We start from the raw sequence: 21,124 nt of genomic DNA, 5'->3' as shown, positions 1-21,124 counted from the left end.
TAACCCCAATTACAAATTCAAACATTTGAACTCACTCAGATTACGTCAAGTATATTTCTAAGTCTACCTATGTTACACACAAGTATTTTCCTCTGATCAATACGTATCAACTGCTCATCCTGTAATCCAAGCAATGATTTTGTCACGGTCTCACGCGCCGTTCCTGTCATATCCGCCAGGTGTTGATGCGTTAATTTCAAATCGATTAGAACACCTTCATTAGAGGGCACTCCGTGCTGTTCTGTTAGACGCAACAACACGCGAGCAATACGCGTACGTACGTCGATAACGGTTAAGTCTGTTATTAATTTATTGGCATCCCGCAGACGATCTAATGCTGTTTCCAAAATGCCGATTAGTATTTCCGGATTACTTTTTAGTAAAGGAATGAAATCACGTTTTTTCAAAATACATAAGGTAGACTTCTCAATGGTCCTTGCAGAAGCAGAGCGCGCTCTTTCGTTTTGCAACAAAGCCATCTCTCCAAAGAAATCACCTTCTCTAAAAATAGAAAGAATTACATCCCTAGAGTGGTTATCTTGATAGATTTGAACAACTCCAGAGAGAACCAGATAAAGCTCCTCTCCCTCTTCACCCTCAAAAAAAATGGACTCTCCTTTTATATAAGTACGCTCGTTACATACCTTAGCAATTTCAGCTAAATATTCATCATCAAGATGTTCAAAGAACGGAAAATCCCGTAACAGTTGTGGGTTCATCTTCTAGAGGTTCCTCCAGTATAAGCAATAAATTTTTTAGGATTGAATCGCGAAACCTATCCTATATTGTAATGCTTTTAATTTAAGATAAATAGTGACAGCAGTCATTAAATTATGATGTGACATTTTTACATTTTATGGGTTTGTTGTTGAGTATATTTCACAAATTTTCCAAATTAACCATCGTAAAATGGAAGGTTTTGGTTGTTTAGGACAAGAATAAAGTTAAGATTCTAAATTTCGAGAAGTGAGTTGATGAACATGAGTGATAAGATGGTGACTGTTTTTAGAAGACAGTTTGATCCAACCGTAGAAATGTTGAAGAATCTTATCGAAGTATGTCCTGATCATTTTTGGAAGGATGCCAAGCATAAATACTGGAAGCATATATTCCATGCTACAACCAGCATGAAATTTTGGTTTAGGCAGCAGAAGGATGAAGAATTCACGATACCTGACTTCGGTAAAGATATAACAGAAGACTTAGATAAGGAGTGCTCTGACTACCCTACTAAGGAGGAAATGACGGAGTACGTAGAGGAGATAATGAGTGTGGCTCGTAATTTTTTTGCTGAACTTACTGACGGCAGATTATTGGAACCATGTGTACTATACGAAGAAATAACTAAAACTGATGTTATCCTCATGCAGATAAGGCATGTTCAACATCATATAGGTTATTGCAACAGCATATTGAATTCGAATCACCTACAAACAGCAAAGTGGCTATGATAAAATGAGTGACCGAAATCAGCTTCTTTACCACGAGAAGTGTTATTTATATGGTTTATGAATTTGATAGTGAGATAAAGCTGCTGGAAGGTAAAATGAAATGGAAAGTAGTCTATTTCCCCTATTCAGTAAGGGAGATATTCAATACTAATGGTAAAGTACCTATTCAAATCTCTGTTGACGGGTACGAATTTGACCATACTTTATTGCCGTCAAAGAATGGGCATTATTTTGTTTATAACGAATTTATTCGAAGAGCAGTACAAAAAGAGCTCGGTGATACATTACATATAATACTTAAGAAATGCGAGGAAAATCGTAAACTGATTGTGCCTGATTACATTACTACAAACCTTGAAGAGTACCACATGCTGAATACATTTCTAAACCAGCCTGATTACATTAAACGAGAGCAGATTAATTATATTGAGCTTGCTAAAAAGGAAGATACAAAAAATAGACGAATACTAGCTCTAATTGATAAACTTAAGGATTAATAAAGGGACGACAATAAAGTTGAGGTAAAATGAAGACATCAGAGTTAAGCAACGAATAAAATGAGCACAAAACTTTAAAAAATCACAAAAAAGCGATGAGAAACAATCCTCATCGCTTTCACATTACTAAAACCAGACTTGTTACAGCAAACCTCTGCCATAGTAATAGATGATCGTTTAAGAGTCAGCAACCCTCTGCCCCCTTACGTGGTGCTGGCACGTCGATTAGCAAGCGCCATAGCAGCGGCGTAGCCGGAGCTCCAAGCCCATTGCAGGTTATAGCCGCCGCAATCTCCATCCACATCCATCACTTCACCTGCCAAATACAGCCCAGGGACTAACTTAGATTCTAACGTTCCTTCGATTAGCTCCGTCGTATCGATGCCACCGGCTGTTGTTTGTGCATTCGTGAAGCTATTGGTATCGGTCACTTTAAATTCCCAATGCTTCAAGATTCGATAAAATATTTTCTTGGTTTTCCATGATAAATCCATACAAAGCAAGTGCGGCTGTTGATCAATTCCAGCCTCCTTCAGCAGAACTGGAATCAGTTTCTTGCTGACGATGCCCACAAAAGAATCGGCAACCGTCCGGTGTCCGAAGATCCCCCAGTGGATCTCCAGAAAATCAATTAACTCTTCCTCCGTGCGCTCCGGCATTAAATCAACCGACAATGTCACCGATTCTCCTATTCCGAGATTATACGCAGCCTTTCTGCTGAGCTGAAGTATGGGCGGGCCCGAGATACCATAGTCCGTAAAAAGAATCTCACCAGACTCAGTGCGGATGACTTCATTGTTTACGATAACATGGGCCTCTCCCTCAAATTTGATGCCCGATAGTTCCTTCAAATACGGATAATCCAGCTTCAATTGTACAATGCCTGGCACCGGGTTGATCAGGGTGTGCCCCAGGCGTTGGACAAGCGTATAACCGGAGCCGTCCGTTCCCGTTTTGGGAGCGGTAAGGCCGCCTGCACATAGAAAAAGATAGTCGCTGGTATACACAACCTGTTCCTCTGTCTCCGTCTGGCAGGTTATCGCGAACCGCGGATGTCCCGCCGAAACGGTAACATCCAACACTTTATGTTTATAATATACGGGAACATTCCGATCCTCCAGCGCCAGCTTAAATACACCCGGCACCGAAGCCGCCTGCAGCGACATCGGATACATCCGGCCATTCTCCAAGCTTACAAAAGGAAGCCCGAGTGAGGAGAAAAATTCGATCGTTTGGCGGACACCGAATTGCCGCAATACATGTATTGGGAATCCTTCCTGATTACTGTGATACTTGCGTGATAAAGCGGCCGCTTCATCCGTACCGGTGGCGGTGGATTGGTTCGTAATGTTGCAACGCCCGTTACCCGTCGTTATTATTTTCTTCCCAAGCCGGTCATTGCTTTCAATAATTGCTGTATCAATACCTTGATCCCTCGCTGTAACTGCAGCCATTAGACCTGCAGCACCCCCACCGATAATGAACAGCTCGTGGTGCTTAGAAGTCTGATCCTTATACATGTTAATTGATGCATCCCTTTTCCTAATAAATTTATTGAATTGACTTAGCTAGCGCCATGGCGGCCACATATCCGGAACTCCAGGCCCATTGCAGGTTATAGCCGCCGAAATCTCCGTCGACATCCATCACTTCGCCAGCCAAATACAGCCCAGGCACCAGCTTGGATTCCAGCGTTCCTTCGATGAGTTCCGACGTATCAATGCCGCCGGCTGTCACTTGCGCATTCGTAAAGCCATTGGTATCCGTCACTTTAAATTCCCAACGCTTCAAGATTTGATAAAATTTCCCCTTAGTTTTCAACGACAGAGCCTGGCAAAGCAGCTGTGGTTGCTGATCTAAGCCGGTCTCCTTGAGTAGGACCGTAACAAGCTTCTTGTTAAAGATGCCAACGAGAGAATCCGCAACCGTCCGGTGTCCAAAGGTCTCCCAGAGCCTTTCTAAAAACTCAACTAACTCTTTCTCCGTGCGGCCCGGCATCAGATCAACCGACAATGTTACCTGTTCTCCTCTTGCAAGATGATACGCAGCCTTCCTGCTTAGCTGAAGAATTGGCGGGCCGGTAATACCATAATCCGTGAAGGCAATTTCACCCTGTTCACTGCAGATGACTTTACCGTTCACAATGATATGGGCTTGTCCCTGAGATTTGATAGTGGACAGTGCCCTCATATTCGGATATTGCAGCTTCAATTGCACAATGGCCGGCAAAGGCTCAATCAGGGTGTGCCCCAGACGTTCGGCAAGTGTATACCCAGGAGGTTCTTTTCCCGCATTTGGACCGGCAAGGCCACCCGCAGATAGAAGTAGATAGTCGCTAGTATAAACAACCTCCTCCTCTGTCTCCGTTTGGCATTTTATCTTGAAGCGCGGATGATTCTTCGAAACAGTAACATCCAACACTTTGTTATTGAGGTATACCGGAACATTCCGATCCTCCAGCGCAAGCTGGAAAATATCCAGCACCGCTGCTGCCTGCAGCGACATTGGATACATCAAGCCCTCCTTCAATCTTGTAAGTGGAAGCCCGAGAAAGGAGAAAAAATCTATAGTCTGACGGATGCCAAATTGCTGCAATACCGCAAGTGGAAATCCGGCCTGATTACTGTGATACTTGTGCGATAAAGCAATTGCTTCATCCGTACCCGTCGCAGTGGATTCATTCGTAATGTTACAGCGGCCATCACCTGTCATTAATATCTTCTTTCCAATCCGGTCGTTACCCTCCAGAATGGCAGTATCGATACCCATATCACGCGCAGTAACGGCGGCCATTAGTCCGGCAGCACCTGCGCCGATAATAAACAGCTTGTGGTGCATAGAAGTCTGATTCTCATACATGGTTGGTCAATGCATCCTTTATCCAATTTTTCTAAAACACAGAGTCACTTTATTAAATTATAGCATAAGTATACTGGTTTTCATTTATATCTCCCTATTAACTCTTCCTATCCTAGGTTTGCCTTTTTTATCCCTATATAGAACCTTAAATTTTCCTTCACACCTTCTTCACTGCAATCTTTAATTCCACATACGAAAGATACTGGATCTAGCAAGATACTCATTTTTTTGAACCGCCACGCATAGTCCAGATCATATTCTGAAAATATGAAAAAAGACACCTTTCATGGTGTCTTCAATAGTACTCCATATGGAGCTGAGCCATGGCTGTACAAATCCACAATTCGCCGCCGTGTGATGATTCGGATGTTCGGCGAGGTAGCATAGTTTAAGATCATTCCTTGGTCAGCGTATCGATGCGCGTGTGGCATTGCCCAGCGGATCAAATACGCCATTCTTCTTCCCATTGATAATACTAGCTTCTGCTTCATCTTTAATTAGATTCACTGCATAAGAGCTTGCGGTAGACATATCCGTAACTTTGCCTTTGGAAGCATCTTTATTACACTGATTTAGCCATTCAAGGAAAACAAACTCTCCTATAAAGAAAGGCGATCCTTGAGTAGCATAAAAAAGAGTTGCAACGACAACAAGACCTAGACGAAGCGTTCGAAGCGGTTAATTACAAACTTCGCAAGTACGATCAAATCTAGAAGGGGCAAATAACGGCTGAGCAGGAGTTTGTAATGGGTGATCACGAGGTAATGCATGACGAGTTCCTCTAAATATACACAAAAAAGAACCTTCAACCACTTAGCTTGTGGTTGAAGGTTCTTGCTGTTACGAACTCAGTTTGGCCGCTTCGAGCAAGCGTTGTAAAATGACGGTAGCTTCGGCACGTGTAATGACATTGTTCGGCGTAAGCTGTCCTTGATTGCCTATGATAATTCCGTATTTAACGTTAAGTGCAGCTGCCGCTCTTGCAGACAAGTCGAGCAAATGATGGTCTTTGAATGTGCTAAGCTGTTGAGCGGCTTCGCTATCGGAAATCGCTGTATCCATCCCAGCAAGCTTCATGGCTTTCCCCAGCAACACCATTGCTTCTTCTCGGCTTAGCTTCTCGTTGGGAGTGTACTGGCTATTGTTACTTGCCGTAACTAACCCGTAGCCTTCCGCAATGGAGACCGTTTCGTAATACCATTGCCCGCTGTTGACGTCAGTAAAGCTAGTAGGCTGATCAACCGTGTGTAATCCGAGAGCCCGGACCAACATCGCCGTGAACTCAGCTCGGGTAATTTGCTTGTTCGGTTGAAAGCTCGATTCAGTGACACCTTGGACGATCAGCTTGGACGCTACTTGTTCGATATCATACTTCGCCCAATGATTCTGAATATCCGCAAAGGTTTTGTCATTCTCTATAACGGCATAGACGCTATTTGTCAGGCTATAAATGACAGCAAAGGTCTTGCCGTTCTCCCTCATCATTCGGGTAGGTACCGGCACGATGTTTCCATCCTTCGTCATCGTAATCCCCGTTATATTTTTATTGTGATCATCTGCTGAATTGGGAATGACAATCGTCCGCTCGACATAGCTAAGAAACTTGTTGAGCTCAATCGTCTTACCGCCATGTGCTGCTGTGATGTTGAAATCAATCGGCGGCGACAAGAGTCTTGCCTTCCCTATACTATTAGCAAGTTGCACGATATCGCTTTCTGGTACATTGGTAATCTCGACTTGAATCACCATGTTTCGCAGTGCATCCTCCGAACCGAAACGCTTCGTGACAAGACTCCAATCGATCCGGTTGGCAGCTAGAAGATAGGAACCAAGCTCCGTTTGAATTAGAATAACTGCGTTTCGGTCATTCAGTGTTGTGATAAGCTGACCGTTTAAGAGCAGAAGAACACGATCTGAATCATTATGGACCGGTATGTTAATGACTGGCTTATCGGGTAAGGAATCGAGGTAACGCGATAATTTCTTCTCGTCGATGGTTACCGTTGTCACTTTCTTTCCGTTCATAACAGCAGTTGTTTCTTTGGCTAAATCCTTCTGTTTAACTCCATTGATCTCGATCTCTAGCCCTAAGCTTGGAATTGGGCTTGTACTTGAGCTTGTACTTGGGTCTGAGCTTGAACCTGAACCGGATTCAGGAGTCGAGATGTTCAGCGTAAACGTGGCAATCGTCTGATTTCCTGCTTCATCGATGACGACTAGCGTGTAGTTGCCAGAAGATATAACTCTCGTTCCGGTTGTGAAGGGCTGACCGTTTAATGTAGCGGTACCTTCATTAAATCCAATCGTCAACGGACTGGTGTAGTTGCTTATTCCTACAGTTAGACCGGTTATAATCGGGTTTGTTCGATCAATTGTGAAAGAAATCATTGTGACGTTACCCGCCTCATCCGTCACCACAAGCGTATAGTCACCTTCGGCAAAAACCGTTGCGCCACTTGCGAATGGATCTCCGTTCAAGGTCGCCGTACCTTCATTGAACGTAATCGATTGATTCGTGTTATAGATAGAGCCGTCGGTCACACCGCTAATGATCGGGACCGTTTTATCGATCGTGAATGCAATGGTTGTAACGTTGCCCATCGCGTCCGTTACGATGAGTGTGTAGTCGCCCTCGGCACTGACTTCAGATCCGCTAGCAAAGGGATCTCCGTTCAATGTTGCGATTCCCGTGTTAAACGTGATCATTCTGTCGGTATTATAACTCGATCCGTAAACAACCCCAGTAACGGTTGGGCCGGTTTTGTGGATCGTAAAGCTGACTGTCGTAACGTTGCCCACCGCATCGGTCACAATGAGTGTATAGTCGCCTTCGGCGGAAACGGTCTCGCCACTTGCGAATGGATCTCCGTTCAACGTTGCCGTACCTTCGTTAAAAGTGATCGTTCTGTCGGTGTTGTAGCTCACCCCGTAAACAACGCCGGTGACGGTTGGAGCGGTTCTGTCAATGGTGAAGTTGGCCGTCGTAACGTTACCCGCCTCATCCGTCACCACAAGCGTATAGTCACCTTCGGCGAAAATGGTTGCGCCACTTGCAAATGGATCTCCGTTCAAGGTCGCCGTACCTTCATTGAACGTAATCGATTGATTCGTGTTATAGATAGAGCCGTCGGTCACACCGCTAATGATCGGGACCGTTTTATCGATCGTGAATGCAATGGTTGTGACGTTGCCCATCGCGTCCGTTACGATGAGTGTGTAGTCGCCCTCGGCACTGACTTCAGATCCGCTAGCAAAGGAATCGCCGTTCAACGTTGCGATTCCCGTGTTAAACGTGATCATTCTGTCGGTATTATAACTCGATCCGTAAACAACCCCAGTAACGGTTGGGCCGGTTTTGTGGATCGTAAAGCTGACTGTCGTAACGTTGCCCACCGCATCGGTCACAATGAGTGTATAGTCGCCTTCAGCGGAAACGGTCTCGCCACTTGCGAATGGATCTCCGTTCAACGTTGCCGTACCTTCGTTAAAAGTGATCGTTCTGTCGGTGTTGTAGCTCACCCCGTAAACAACGCCGGTGACGGTTGGAGCGGTTCTGTCAATGGTGAAGTTGGCCGTCGTAACGTTACCCGCCTCATCCGTCACCACAAGCGTATAGTCACCTTCGGCGAAAATGGTTGCGCCACTTGCAAATGGATCTCCGTTCAAGGTCGCCGTACCTTCATTGAACGTAATCGATTGATTCGTGTTATAGATAGAGCCGTCGGTCACACCGCTAATGATCGGGACTGTTTTATCGATCGTGAATGCAATGGTTGTGACGTTGCCCATCGCGTCCGTTACGATGAGTGTGTAGTCGCCCTCGGCACTGACTTCAGATCCGCTAGCAAAGGAATCGCCGTTCAACGTTGCGATTCCCGTGTTAAACGTGATCATTCTGTCGGTATTATAACTCGATCCGTAAACAACCCCAGTAACGGTTGGGCCGGTTTTGTGGATCGTAAAGCTGACTGTCGTAACGTTGCCCACCGCATCGGTCACAATGAGTGTATAGTCGCCTTCAGCGGAAACGGTCTCGCCACTTGCGAATGGATCTCCGTTCAACGTTGCCGTACCTTCGTTAAAAGTGATCGTTCTGTCGGTGTTGTAGCTCACCCCGTAAACAACGCCGGTGACGGTTGGAGCGGTTCTGTCAATGATGAATTTCACCATCGTGACGTTGCCTGCTGCATCGGTTACAACCAGCGTATACACACCATCCTGATCAATCTTTGTACCGCTTGTATAAGCAGTTCCATTCAATTGCGCTGTCCCTTCATTAAAACTAGGAACTACCGATATATAAATTCCGCCCTCCATTACTCCCGTGACAATTGGCGCCACATTTTCGATCTCAAAGTTAACCGTTGTTACATTACCTACTGTATCGGTTACAACCAGCGTATACACACCATCCTGATCAATCCTTGTACCGCTCATATAAGCAGTTCCATTCAGCTGCGCTGTTCCTTCATTAAAACTGGGAGTTACCGACTTATAAACCCCGCCCTCGCTTACCCCTTTAATTTTAGGTGCTGTTGTGTCTATCTCAAAGTTAATCGTTGTTACATTGCCTGCTGTATCCGTTACAATCAGGGTATACACACCATCTTGTGAAACCTGTGCACCACTAACAAAAGCAGCTCCGTTTAAAGTCGCGGTTCCTTTGTTAAAGGTAATCGTTTTGATTGTGTTGTATATTACACCATTCGCTATTCCCGTTACGGTAGGTGCTATCGTATCAACCTTGAAAACCACCGTCGCACTATTGCCTGCTTGATCGGTGACGATCAGTGTATACGTTCCATCCTGGGTGATGTCTGTACCACTGGTATAGGGACTCCCATTAAGCAATCCGCTGCCTTCATAAAATAGAGGATTAACTTTGCTATTATATACTATGTTATTCACTACATTTGTAATAACAGGAGCTATTGTATCTACTGTAATTGTACTACTAATAGTTGAGTTGCTCGAATTACCAACTCTATCTTTATATTGTACATATACGTTTTTGACTCCCTGTCCAGCCGGAAGGACCCATGACCTCCCGTTCAGATCAGCGATACTGAACCAGCTGGTCTGCCAAGTCCCATTAACATTGGAGAGACGCACCTGCTCAACTCCTGAGCCGCTTCCATCCGTATAGGTTCCTTTTAAAGTGACCATCTCTGATTTCGTCCATGCAGCACCATCATTAATAATCAGTGCACCTGTTGGTGCTGTCTGATCCAATAGAATGATCTGAGAAGAACTGGCAGATATCGCATTGTTGGAATCTCTCACCTGCATATAGATGTTCTTCGCCCCATCCCCTCCACTTAGACTGAATGTTGCTGTATTGCTGAAAGGCAACCAAGATGCCGCCGATAAATTAGCAACGCTATTCGCAAATCTCATATGGGTAACACTATCACCTGCATCAGGATCTGAACCTGTTACGGATAGATTGACTGTGCTGGCGCTTGTCGCTGTTCCCTCCGCAATTTTGAAAGAGCCCGTAGGCGGGGTATTCGTCGGTCCGGTCTCATAAGTAACGACTAGCTTCGGGCGAAATGCAGCATTCGAAGCTTCTAAGGAATACAATAAAAATCTCCCGCTGTCTGCATCTGCTTCATTGCCGTTAAGTGTAAAAGTTACTGTGCGATCAGAACCACCCGTAAAGGCATCGACAGCACTCTTAACATTGAAAGTAATCGATTGATCCTGAAGATAAGTGCCCATCGGCACTTCCGCAGTGCTTTTCGCCGTAAATTTATCTGAAAAAGGGCTATTCACATCTACGAAGGGGAAGGTACCATTAAAATTATGGTCCAAACTATTCGCAGCAGAGCCCCTTGCCTCCATGTACAGCGTGTGATTCGGGACTCTTAATACAGTAGCAACCGTCACAACCAGCTCTGCTGATACAATGGTCCCTTCTGGAGCACCTAAATTGAAAGATGCGGCCATTCTATTGCGCACATTGACGAAGCCGTCATTATTGCTCATGCCGACATATAGATAACCATCTCCGTCATTATCATAGATTCCGTTATATTCCGCTTGACCATTTAATTGCATCGTATCAGCAGTTGCTGTATAGGTCTTTGTAACTGTGCCTCCTGCTGCTTCAGCACTCGGTACCAACCCGGGTGTGATTGTCGTGAATAGAATAGCAATCGTCATGAATAGAGTTAGAATTCTTTCTCTCAATGTTTCTCCCCATTTCATATAAATATCAATATAATACTTTATGTAATATAATTACATTATAAATAAATAATACAAAATAAAAATTTATAGACAATAGCCTTACGAAGCCTATCTTGTCTATGTAATCTATCCATTATATAATTCCAGCATTTGAGAGAATAGTTACTGCTGTCATCACTATTGTCACATGACAAATTTGTAAATTTAACCAGTTATTATTCATCCTATTTAGGTATACTTTAGAGAACGAAAAAACTGGCCTCATGTGTGTTCAATCAGTTGAGAACAGTTACGTATCCCTTCTCGTTCAGCTACCTCCTTATAGCTCGATGAACCCTCTTAATACGCTCTGACCGCCTTTAATTTGAATTCCTCTGTATACTTCTGAAATGTTTGACCTTTTTTAGCCATAAAAAATATCCCCTCCAAGTGGCACTCAAGCCTACATGATAACATGAAGGTTTTTTTGAGTGTCTACTTGAAGGGGATAATATCAATCAGCGGGTCTTTCAAATGGAGCCGAGGGGAGTCGAACCCCTGTTCGAAGATAATGACACATAATCTTCTACGAGTCTACTTACAGTTTTGATGTCATCCTAGAAGCATTCTAACCAATATTTGATAAGTCATTCTGATTAAGGAGACTGGTCATAGGAATAACTCCTTAGTATAGTGATCCATTTATATAAGTTAATCCTGAATATATCGGTTTTTCACAGTGCTTCTTCAATACGCAGAAAGTACCTTTGGCGCTACAGATGATGGCTGGATCCTTTTAATTTTTAGAAGTTGCTAATTCCCTGCAGAATCAAGATACGCTTCAGCTTCTTCTATCGATTCGTACAAGTTTGCAATATCTTTAAACATACGATTCATTTGCGTTTTGTAGAACGCCGTAGGCGCAACATACACCCATTTGTGTTTTGTGGACATTCCAGCTTTCACAGCATCTTCACCAGTTGGAGCAAGAATTGCCATCACCTCTTGCTTAAATACCAGACCACCAGTGATTACAGTCATACCTGTAAACCCTCGCTTAGTTTTCTTCAGTATCTTCGGAAATTGTTCTGCGTACGCAAAGGCATCCTCAACTTCCATACCGTCCGATGTTACAATAATTCTGTTTTTATTTTTAACATAATCAATAGTGAAACTCATAATAGTAATTCCCCCGAATATTTTTGCTTTTGAGTGCTTAATGCCATAATCTAATCTTATATCAGTTCGAGCTCTTATAGATGTAGTTTCGGAAAATGTGCCACTAAATATTAACTTCAAAGTGAATGATCTAATTTTAGATGTAGACAACATGTCTACAAGAATAAATACTTTTAGTTCCCCATAATTCCTTGTCTGCATTCGGTCTACAATTCAATCACTAAACAGCAAAAAAACCGCTATCTCAGCGGGTTCCTCTTATGGAGCCGAGGGAAGTCAAACCCCTGTCCGAAGATAACGGCACATAAGCTTCTACGAGTGTAGTCAGAGCTTTGATGTCACAAAATTCATGACTCCCGCCAGAAAATTGTTTTACGGTGTAGTTGTAATTCTAAACTCAAAACTGTGCTATAGCGAAAAATCGGTAACACCCTTTTTATAGGAAAATTTAAGACTATATGTTTCTTCTTTTCCATAGGGCATTGTAGCAATTTTTATACGAGTATAATCAAGCCTGCTATCTCTTAAAACTCTCTTTACCAAGGCTATACTACGTTCTTCTTCCGTAATGATACAAAATATATTAAGAGCATATTTTTTTGGGTCGGAAATGCATTTGCCCATATCAAAGCCATCAACACAACCTAAGTTAGCATCTATTAGAGATATGTCCAGGTATTCCATTACTTTATCTCTTAACCAGTTATCACGTTGGCTTCCTTTTTCACTTTTTAGAGGATACTGTACTACTAACCAAAATTTTTCACTCATTCATAATCACCAGCCAATGAAGAGATTATTATAATAATTATAACAAAGAAACTTTGCAAAAGGGTATCGTTAACAATAGTATGGGAACCATCCTCATGCGGACGGTATTCGTGGTGGAAGAGAAATCTTTTTGCAGTTTAAAATGCATATCAAACATTCCGAAGACCTCATAGTAGACATGATAAACCACAAGTACACATTTGAGGAATTGGCTGAAATCATTAAAAAGCATTGCCTAACTTTAATTATGAGGATACAAAAAAGCGACCCCTAAAGGTCGCTTTTTCTAAAACTCCATATGGAGCCGAGCCGTGGCTTGGTAAATCCACAATTCGCCGCCGCGTGATGCTTAGGATGTTTGGCGAGGTGACACAAATTATGTTAGCCAATAGATCAAATTTAGTTGTAACAACACCAGTAGTAATTTAGAAGATCGGCAAATAAAACTTAATTAACGAATGGATTAATTCGTATCCGATTCTGCAGTATGCAGTTGTTTCGTCATTCGTTCCATGGAAGTTAGAATTTCTAATAGCGTAGGCGCATAATAAAGCATTCTCAGAAACTGCTTCATTATTATTATTATGAAGTGCATCCTTTAATTTCAGAGAAACATTATTACTATTTCGCAGTTCAAGATTCGCTGATTTAAGTGAATCTAAATATTCACGGCAATATCCACTATTGATGAACGCAATGACATCGCGTTTTTTGGAAAATTGGACAATGGAAGCCTTATCACCATTGGCGGTTGTTGTTACCTCGTACAAAGCATTAAACGCACTCCATATATACCTAAATCTATTGATAATGTCATGCGAGGTATAGGTCCTCTTATCTTGGTTTACTGTGTTTGATAAATGCATAAAGAATAATACATCATCAATTTTATCTTTAGTGGAGAGCCTATTTAACATATTAATGGAGTCGATGAATTCGTTTTGAGGTAATACCACCGCTTTCTTAACTAATTCGGCCTTGCCATATAACTTTTCCATTATATAATTGGATACCCCAGAAGCTATAAGAGCAGTTCGATTGGTAAGTTCAATATGAGGATCCATTAGATAATAATTGTCAATACCTTTATGGATTGAGAGTACCTTCCCAATAATCTCCGGAATGTGGTAATCAATATACATGTATCCTGCTGCCGCGTGATCAGAAGTAGAAATCGTTTTCCCTTCAACGATTGTGTCATCACCTGTGCTCTTAAAGATTAACTCTACAACACGGTGTGAATTCCGTTTGAAGGTATCCAATAAGGTCTGATCCATAATCGTTAAATTAAGAGCTATCCGTTGAATTTTCATTGAAAACGAGAAATTGAAAATGTGACTCATAGTAACTCCTTATCTTGATCATTGATTTTTAAGAATTCCTCGTGATGAACCCCTGTCCATCATTAACCGTTGTGGTTTTGTATGGACAAGGGTTTATTTTTCCGAACCATGGTTGTGCAAAACCACAATTCGCCGCAACGTGATGATCAAACTTTCTGATCCCCCTACTTCGACGTAAAACTAGGGGACGCTTTAGCGAACATTTCAGTGCGTGTAAATCTAGAAATGTCGAATTGATAAACACTGCAATTGCAGTCTCAAAGGTCTCGACGTTCGCGTTCGAATAATAATTCAAGGCCCTAACCGACAAGTAATTCGCGACACTGAGCCCTATACTAAACAAACTATAAGGGTCGATACAGCCTCCGGCTACATCCACCAAACATTGTCCACGAACTCCCCCGCTCTTGGCAAGAAAAAATCTCCTTCCCCTACAGGAGAATTGAGCGGCTACACTATTCATTTAATTTCACATAGTATTCATAACAATTGTTAATAACTTCTCGATTTATAAAGTCTATTTCACTGTCAGGGTAATCTATAAATGCAAAATCTATTTTCTTGTCTAAATAGAATATTCCAACTAGTATGTTTGGTGTTAATGGGAAGTAAGTGTACTGAGGTTCAGTCTCTTCGTTAATGATAGTAAACACTGGATTATCAGATGTAATAAATTTTTCACTACCTCTTGCAAATATAAACACTAATTGCTTTGTTGAGATTTCATGTAATTGATATCCCATAATATTATTACGAATACCATTTTGATAATCGATAATAGTTTTCTTAAACAGAAATGATGTGAACTCTTCTTTTAAGCTTGCATCAACTTCTTTGCAGAATACAATTTCTCCGTCCTTTGACCAGTAGTTATCTATATATATTTTGCAGCGGTTAAATGCATGTGGATTTCTAAAACTAGATGAAACTATATAATCATATAAATCAGAAATAGTTTCACCATTTAGTTCATATTCCGTATCGTAGTATAACTTTTCCAACTCACTTTTTATTGTGTGGAATTTCCCTTCAACTTTGTGCCAACCTATCTCAATATCTATCAGTCGGTTCTCGTATAGTCTTTGCTTTATATAATTGTGTTCTACACATACTCCATCTTTCATGATAATCCAATTATCGAACCATTGAATACAAGTTCTAAAATCATCCGAAGTCTCTAATCTTTTATCATAATGGTAGACTTCAAAATCTTCGAGGAATTTAAATACTTTATCAACATTTTCATCAGAAATTAAAAGCGGTTCGTTATGTCTTATTGAATAAAAATCATTTGCACCAAACGCTTTAGTTACATTATTGCTAAAATTTTTATTGGTTTTCTTATTTACAATCTTAATTTGCCCGTTTTCAGCCCATTGTTCTAAATAAGCACGTTGAACATAATGTTGAAACTTATAGTCAGCCATATTATCCTCCTCACTTTTACTGTTATATGTGAGAAAGTGAATTCCAGCGGGGTAAAACCAGTCCCTGCCCGCCGATTATATTCTCAAACGATATTAAATCAATATTCGACTAAATCTTCCACATACCTCCACATACAAATAAAAAAGCACCCAATCAACGTCACATTGACGCAAGTCGGGTACTTCTATTAGTGACAAGCAATGCTGAACCCCTATCCAGTATTATTAGTTGTGGTTTTGCAAGGACAAGGGTTCACAAAAGCGAGCCGTGGCGTGGTAAATCCACAATTCGTCGTCGTTTGATGTTGAGGATGTTCGGAGAGCTGGCATGATTACTCAATGCCGAACGACGTCCCACCTATAGAATTCATTATTCTTTCATACAATTTCCCCTTATATATTTCATTGTAAATATTTGCAAAACTACCTAGCACAAGTGCATATTCTAATGTAAATAATATTACTTTCTTACTAAAGGCATTTTTATACTTCTTTCTAACTTTTTCATCTATTAAATAATCATTAATTTTCTCAATAACTCCATCTAGATTCATAATGGTATCTTCAATTTCAGATATAGTAATCTCTTTTGGTTTACCTCCTATAGGAGGGTTTGCAATAGCAAACATCAAATGAGAGTCTTTAAATTTTTCTGGAATATCATCTGCGACAATTTTGCAAAATTCATTCTCAAATGACAAACCTACCTTTAGCACCGATGTTCAGAAACTAGCGCTTATTAATAGAGATGGCGTGCGGTTAATTTGTTCCGTCAATTCATTGGTGATTATGACCGAGAAGCGTTTTGTATTCTTTGCCTCAATACAAAAAACGAGCCAACAGCGATACATCAGGTATCCTGCGGTTCACTGAGCGCCTCAATTGTTCATCCTAGGGAGACGTTTAAGCTTGCTATCCTGGCCAACTCAGCTTCCATCATAGCCTGCCATAATCATCCGTCAGGCCAGCCAGATCCAAGTCCTGAGGACGTGGAGATTACAGAGCGACTACGAGACAGTGGCTGCCTACTTGGGATAGATCTACTGGACCACGTCATCCTAGGCGACAATTCTTTCGTCAGCATGAAGGAACGCGGATTAATGTAATCATCCACAAAATGATCATCGTACTCTTTGCGTCAGAAACTCAAAAAATTAAATCGCTAACAACAAGGAGGATTTCGATCATGCTATACTTCACCATCATTTCTCGAAAAAAACTCAAGCAATCCTGCACTGAACCCGATTCAAGTTCCATGCAGTCTGCTGAACAGGTAATGGAGACACCTGAACAATATTATCAGCCTGCAGTTGAACTACTGAATACTATTCTCCAAAAAATATCATAAACAAATATCATCTACATCATTCTAACAGCGGCTCCTCTGGTTAGGGGCCGATCCTTTAATAATCATGTAAATCAGAGAGGGGAATTCTCATGACTTTTAGAGCAGCTTTTTACGGTAGATTTTCCAGCGATAACCAAAGAGACGAATCAATTGATGCACAAAAACGTGCAGCCGAACATTTCTGTAGGTCAAACGACTATAGAATTGTGGCAGAGTATGAAGATCGTGCAAAAACAGCAACATCTGACAAGCGGCCTGGCTTTCTTCAAATGATAGAAGACAGCGGAAAAGGGATGTTTGATGTAGTTATCATTCACAAACTGGACCGCTTCAGTCGCGACAAATACGATAGTGCCAAATATAAGCGAATATTAAAAATGAACGGCATACGCTTGATTAGCGTAACGGAGAATCTGGATGACTCTCCAGAGAGTATCATTTTGGAATCCTTGCTCGAAGGCATGGCCGAATATTACTCCAAGAACCTTGCTCGGGAAGTGATGAAGGGCATGAAAGAAACCGCCTACCAGTGTAAGCATACAGGGGGATTGCCTCCAATTGGCTACTCGGTTGACCCCATCACCAGGAAATACATCATTAACGAGGAAGAACGCCGAATCGTAGATACAGTTTTCTCGATGTTTATCGCAGGCTACGGTTACAACCAAATCATTCGGGAATTGGCCGACAATGACTACAAATCACGATATGGCAAGCCCATCAGCAAGGGAACTTTAGGTACAATACTTCGTAACGAGAAGTACACAGGAACCTACATCTATAATCTGACGGACGGGAAAGATGTACACGGCAAGCGGAACGGCAACCGTAAAAAAGACAATGAGGATGTCATTCGAGTAGAAGGGGGCATGCCAGCAATCATCTCTAAGGAAGTTTTCCAGCAGGTTCAAGAAAAGATGGACAGTAACAAACGCCAGCCTGGAGCATATAAGGCTAAAGAAGTTTACCTGCTAAGCGGTCTCATCGTCTGTGGTGAATGCCTAAAAAACGTTGGTACTCCGTATTCAATGATGGGCAATACAAAATTCAGCGGAAGAAACAAGCTCAAATACGTCACCTACCGCTGTGGTAATCGTGATCGAACGAAAGAATGTAATAATCCCGAGCTACGCCGAGAATATATTGAAAACTACGTCATCTCTCAATTGCAAGAGAAGATATTTAATGAGGAGGCCATTCCGCTGCTTGCCAAGCAACTAAACGACTATCATAACTCCAAGCAATCAAACGTAAAAGGTGAACGCGAACGCTTAGCTAAGAGCCTGGAGGGTATTGAACGTCAGATTACAAATATAGTTAATGCCATCGCTAGTGGCACTTTCAACATTGCTTTGTCTAGTAAGCTTGAGGAATTAGAGCAGCATAAACTACAGCTTGGCCAGAAGTTGCTCGAAACTAAGGCTGTAACAGAAAAAGCAGCCATCACAGAGGATACTCTGCGACAACTGCTTTCTAAGTTTGGAGTCCACGTTACAAACCACGATCTTCCCGAAATCAAAAAGTTCATTGGTAGTTATGTGGATAAGGTGCTCGTCTACAAAGTGCATGTAGAGATAATCTTTAAACTCCAAATTGTGGATTTAACATATGGAGCCGAGGGGAGTCGAACCCCTGTCCGAAGATAACGGCACATAAGCTTCTACGAGTGTAGTTACAGTTTTGATGTCACCCGAGTATCGCCCCGTAACTGGCTATACGTTGGGTCAGCCTGATTGTCTTCTTCAGCTCACCGCAGGCGGAGATGAGACAGCGATCCCACTATTTGTTAGCCCCTATCCCTGTCACATGGGCGATGCAGAGTAGAAGCACGCACACAGTTTCTGAATAAATACTTTATGCTAATACATGAAAAGAAAAAGGGTTAAAGCTTAGTCTTTCTACATCAGGCACAACCCTATAGAGCAAACCATCGAATCTCAGTGATCCAATTTCCTTTAAATTATCCAAAACATCCCTAATCGAGGCATGCTCATCTATAATTATTTCATTGTTTTCTTTAATAAATATTTGTGTTATTTGTTGTTCGGAAAATTCCTTCATTTCATACACTAAATCAACAAAATTTTCTTTATTACGATCAAATCTTTTGCACATTTAAATCGCCTCCCAATTCATTAAAAAATTTATTGATTTCTTCCGCAAGACCTTTTCCTATTTTCTCCTTTACTTCACGTAACTCATCCTTAGAAAGACTCCGTCCAGCAGTATACATATATATAAAGTATGGCGGAAAAACACCTTTATTACTCTTTAAATCAACTTCAATACGAGAATTGTCTTGAATTGATTTAATACCATGTTCATCATAAATTATAGCCTCATTGCTAAGACCTGTAGAAAGTTTTGTCTTTTTAACAATAATATCTACAATATTGTATTCTGCCTTAACTGCATTCGCTACATTGTTTAGCATTGATAAAATTTCATGGTCTTTCCCTAAATTGCTAAACAGTTCCGTTATCGCAATAATAAACAACCCGTGCATCGGAACTCTGGATGCCCAAGAACGCCCTTGTTCTATCTCATTTCTATATTCTGTTTTATAATAGGAAATAATTTGTACTAACGCTTTAGCATTCTGCTTTTCTTGAACGCCTACCAAACACCCCTCATCAAAATGTTCAAGTAAAGCTAGGTCTAGAGGAAGTAATCCATCGTAACGTTTATACAATGAAAAATAATGCTTTTTATTTGAGAGCAGCTCTTCAAGCTGAATAGTTGTAGCATCGTTTATTTGATTATGTTTTCTCTTAAAATATTCTCTGCGAAGACACGACAGGAGCCATGAATCGTCCCATTGTATAAAATGATTTATATAATCAATATGAGTTAAATTAAATGATTTCCCTACAGTTTTCCATAATCCAGATATATCATTCGGAATAGTAAAGTCGTAATCTTCTTCTACCTCCTTCGGTTCCTTTTCTAATAAGTATTCTTCTGCAAGAGACCTGATGGTTTGATTAAGTAGCAGATCTGTTTTAACAACACGATGGTGGAGTATAACATGCTTATACATCCTCCATCTTCTATTTAGAAAATCCTCAATAGTGTTCATTACACTACTTGAAAAACAAAACTTAAAAGAGGCTCCGTTCTGAGCTAGTTTCATAGTTTTAATAATACGTCCATATTCAATTTGTCCATCATTAAATCCAGAAGCTAGTGGATCACGAGAAACGTAATCTAATCTATCGCAATCAATAACCCCATCAACTACTCGATGAATCTCTTTAAAATCTTCCGAAAAGTCATTTAATATTGCAAGCGTTACAAATTTAACGTGAAGGTAGAATATTATTTTTTCTTTATTTTCAATAGCATTTAGAGTAGAAGAAAAAACATGCGTAACTAAGTGTTTACTTAATTTCTCGTGTAGTTTATCTCCAGATATTTTATATTCCTTAATTGTATTATAATAATCAGTTTCTCTTCCATTCAATCTATCACCACGATCAATTTTCGACTGAATACTGGCATAAATTGAATCCAATGCATCCTCAGTAATATGGCTAAATGGCGGATGACCTAAATCATGCAACAATGCCGAAAGGCGGAGACTTTGATAAACAACAATATAAGAGTATAGCTGTTCTTGTGATATTAGAAAAGGTGAATTTGCTTTATAGAAGGAATCATCGAATTCTCTCCTCTTTAAATCAGTGAACATTCTCTTATACTCAGTCATAGAATTAAACGAAATGCCAACTTCTCTCCGGAAATCTTCATTATTGTCAGACAAAGTATTCAGAAACGTTTCGATAACTCTCAATAGATTTTCAATAGCAATATTTTCTCCATTTGTCACTGCGTAACGGAACATCTCACCTCCAAGGTGCATAACACCGATAGAATGTGCAAATCTACTAGTTTTATTTGTTGGAAAAGTAAGATACGCAGTTGAGTTCTGAAGAACATGATGTAATCGATTAAAAACCTGAGTAGAGATAATCGTTTTCTCAAGTTCACTTATTTGAATTGATCCGTGCAAACTATCCGATATTTGATTTATCTTCTTTGTAAACACAAGTCCATCTCCCCAATCAAGTTCCATACT

At 41.1% G+C, this 21,124-nt stretch carries 16 protein-coding genes and 1 other RNA gene; 5 read left to right on the top strand and 12 right to left on the bottom strand.

Annotated features, from left to right (window positions below; genetic code table 11):
* Positions 1 to 35: 35 nt before the first annotated feature.
* On the bottom strand, positions 36 to 719 hold the full coding sequence (locus MHH46_RS01095; RefSeq protein WP_076192629.1) for a Crp/Fnr family transcriptional regulator: 684 nt from the start codon (positions 717 to 719) through the stop codon (positions 36 to 38).
* A gap of 261 nt (positions 720 to 980) precedes the next feature.
* Here MHH46_RS01095 and MHH46_RS01090 point away from each other — a divergent pair, with 261 nt between their 5' ends.
* Both MHH46_RS01090 and MHH46_RS01085 read left to right on the top strand, forming a co-directional pair.
* Positions 981 to 1,451, top strand: coding sequence for a DinB family protein (locus MHH46_RS01090; protein WP_179086299.1), 471 nt, complete (start codon positions 981 to 983; stop codon positions 1,449 to 1,451).
* Between the two features lie 50 nt (positions 1,452 to 1,501).
* Positions 1,502 to 1,948 (top strand): YdeI/OmpD-associated family protein, encoded by a 447-nt coding sequence (locus tag MHH46_RS01085; RefSeq protein ID WP_076192634.1) that lies wholly within the window; start codon positions 1,502 to 1,504, stop codon positions 1,946 to 1,948.
* 203 nt (positions 1,949 to 2,151) lie between these two features.
* Here MHH46_RS01085 and MHH46_RS01080 read toward each other — a convergent pair whose 3' ends face one another.
* The 9 genes from MHH46_RS01080 to MHH46_RS01040 all read right to left on the bottom strand — a co-directional run bounded on the left by MHH46_RS01080 (position 2,152) and on the right by MHH46_RS01040 (position 16,414).
* Positions 2,152 to 3,468 (bottom strand): NAD(P)/FAD-dependent oxidoreductase, encoded by a 1,317-nt coding sequence (locus MHH46_RS01080; protein WP_076126895.1) that lies wholly within the window; start codon positions 3,466 to 3,468, stop codon positions 2,152 to 2,154.
* Between the two features lie 31 nt (positions 3,469 to 3,499).
* On the bottom strand, positions 3,500 to 4,807 hold the full coding sequence (locus tag MHH46_RS01075; protein ID WP_081383478.1) for an aminoacetone oxidase family FAD-binding enzyme: 1,308 nt from the start codon (positions 4,805 to 4,807) through the stop codon (positions 3,500 to 3,502).
* Positions 4,808 to 5,091: 284 nt separating this feature from the next.
* Entirely contained in the window at positions 5,092 to 5,298 is a 207-nt protein-coding gene (locus MHH46_RS01070) for a hypothetical protein (protein WP_175620007.1), read from the bottom strand.
* 349 nt (positions 5,299 to 5,647) lie between these two features.
* Positions 5,648 to 11,017, bottom strand: coding sequence for an S-layer homology domain-containing protein (locus MHH46_RS01065; protein WP_405132551.1), 5,370 nt, complete (start codon positions 11,015 to 11,017; stop codon positions 5,648 to 5,650).
* A 774-nt stretch (positions 11,018 to 11,791) separates the two neighbouring features.
* The gene (locus tag MHH46_RS01060; protein WP_405132550.1) at positions 11,792 to 12,358 is read right to left on the bottom strand and encodes a hypothetical protein; all 567 of its coding nucleotides are present in this window, start codon (positions 12,356 to 12,358) and stop codon (positions 11,792 to 11,794) included.
* 207 nt (positions 12,359 to 12,565) lie between these two features.
* Complete coding sequence (locus tag MHH46_RS01055; RefSeq protein WP_076126889.1) at positions 12,566 to 12,928, bottom strand: hypothetical protein; 363 nt, start codon at positions 12,926 to 12,928, stop codon at positions 12,566 to 12,568.
* A gap of 425 nt (positions 12,929 to 13,353) precedes the next feature.
* Complete coding sequence (locus tag MHH46_RS01050; RefSeq protein ID WP_076126887.1) at positions 13,354 to 14,241, bottom strand: hypothetical protein; 888 nt, start codon at positions 14,239 to 14,241, stop codon at positions 13,354 to 13,356.
* 485 nt (positions 14,242 to 14,726) lie between these two features.
* Positions 14,727 to 15,698: a DUF4238 domain-containing protein gene (locus MHH46_RS01045; RefSeq protein WP_076126885.1), complete on the bottom strand. Its 972-nt coding sequence runs from the start codon at positions 15,696 to 15,698 to the stop codon at positions 14,727 to 14,729.
* 332 nt (positions 15,699 to 16,030) lie between these two features.
* Positions 16,031 to 16,414, bottom strand: coding sequence for a hypothetical protein (locus tag MHH46_RS01040; protein ID WP_405132549.1), 384 nt, complete (start codon positions 16,412 to 16,414; stop codon positions 16,031 to 16,033).
* A 48-nt stretch (positions 16,415 to 16,462) separates the two neighbouring features.
* Between MHH46_RS01040 and MHH46_RS01035 the strand changes: the two genes are divergently transcribed.
* The 3 genes from MHH46_RS01035 to MHH46_RS01025 all read left to right on the top strand — a co-directional run bounded on the left by MHH46_RS01035 (position 16,463) and on the right by MHH46_RS01025 (position 18,692).
* The gene (locus MHH46_RS01035) at positions 16,463 to 16,804 is read left to right on the top strand and encodes a JAB domain-containing protein (protein ID WP_081387859.1); all 342 of its coding nucleotides are present in this window, start codon (positions 16,463 to 16,465) and stop codon (positions 16,802 to 16,804) included.
* A gap of 80 nt (positions 16,805 to 16,884) precedes the next feature.
* Positions 16,885 to 17,046, top strand: a complete 162-nt coding sequence (locus MHH46_RS01030; protein WP_179086301.1) for a hypothetical protein — start codon at positions 16,885 to 16,887, stop codon at positions 17,044 to 17,046.
* An 89-nt stretch (positions 17,047 to 17,135) separates the two neighbouring features.
* Positions 17,136 to 18,692 carry a recombinase family protein gene (locus MHH46_RS01025; protein WP_179086302.1) on the top strand — a complete coding sequence of 519 codons (1,557 nt, stop codon included), beginning with the start codon at positions 17,136 to 17,138 and terminating at the stop codon, positions 18,690 to 18,692.
* On the opposite strand, the gene ssrA is transcribed toward MHH46_RS01025, so the two are convergent.
* Positions 18,653 to 19,174: a transfer-messenger RNA gene (ssrA, locus tag MHH46_RS01020) on the bottom strand. The two genes, MHH46_RS01025 and ssrA, sit on opposite strands and share 40 nt — an antisense overlap.
* The gene (locus tag MHH46_RS01015) at positions 19,145 to 21,094 is read right to left on the bottom strand and encodes a hypothetical protein (RefSeq protein ID WP_179086303.1); all 1,950 of its coding nucleotides are present in this window, start codon (positions 21,092 to 21,094) and stop codon (positions 19,145 to 19,147) included. Before MHH46_RS01015 ends, ssrA begins: the two co-directional genes overlap by 30 nt.
* Between the last annotated feature and the right edge of the window lie 30 nt (positions 21,095 to 21,124).

Origin of the sequence: Paenibacillus sp. FSL H8-0175 (assembly GCF_045040615.1) — a bacterium.
GTDB classification, from domain to species: Bacteria; Bacillota; Bacilli; order Paenibacillales; family Paenibacillaceae; genus Paenibacillus_AQ; species Paenibacillus_AQ odorifer.
This window is presented reverse-complemented; position numbering and strand designations above follow the sequence as displayed.

Coding starts and splice junctions, on each gene's coding strand:
- MHH46_RS01075 (WP_081383478.1), bottom strand. CDS start 4,807: ATGTATGAGAATCAGACTTCTATGCACCACAAGCTGTTTATTATCGGC.
- MHH46_RS01065 (WP_405132551.1), bottom strand. CDS start 11,017: ATGAAATGGGGAGAAACATTGAGAGAAAGAATTCTAACTCTATTCATG.
- MHH46_RS01055 (WP_076126889.1), bottom strand. CDS start 12,928: ATGAGTGAAAAATTTTGGTTAGTAGTACAGTATCCTCTAAAAAGTGAA.
- MHH46_RS01025 (WP_179086302.1), top strand. CDS start 17,136: ATGACTTTTAGAGCAGCTTTTTACGGTAGATTTTCCAGCGATAACCAA.
- MHH46_RS01030 (WP_179086301.1), top strand. CDS start 16,885: ATGCTATACTTCACCATCATTTCTCGAAAAAAACTCAAGCAATCCTGC.
- MHH46_RS01050 (WP_076126887.1), bottom strand. CDS start 14,241: ATGAAAATTCAACGGATAGCTCTTAATTTAACGATTATGGATCAGACC.
- MHH46_RS01080 (WP_076126895.1), bottom strand. CDS start 3,468: ATGTATAAGGATCAGACTTCTAAGCACCACGAGCTGTTCATTATCGGT.
- MHH46_RS01095 (WP_076192629.1), bottom strand. CDS start 719: ATGAACCCACAACTGTTACGGGATTTTCCGTTCTTTGAACATCTTGAT.
- MHH46_RS01060 (WP_405132550.1), bottom strand. CDS start 12,358: ATGCAGACAAGGAATTATGGGGAACTAAAAGTATTTATTCTTGTAGAC.
- MHH46_RS01090 (WP_179086299.1), top strand. CDS start 981: ATGAGTGATAAGATGGTGACTGTTTTTAGAAGACAGTTTGATCCAACC.
- MHH46_RS01085 (WP_076192634.1), top strand. CDS start 1,502: ATGGTTTATGAATTTGATAGTGAGATAAAGCTGCTGGAAGGTAAAATG.
- MHH46_RS01045 (WP_076126885.1), bottom strand. CDS start 15,698: ATGGCTGACTATAAGTTTCAACATTATGTTCAACGTGCTTATTTAGAA.
- MHH46_RS01070 (WP_175620007.1), bottom strand. CDS start 5,298: ATGAAGCAGAAGCTAGTATTATCAATGGGAAGAAGAATGGCGTATTTG.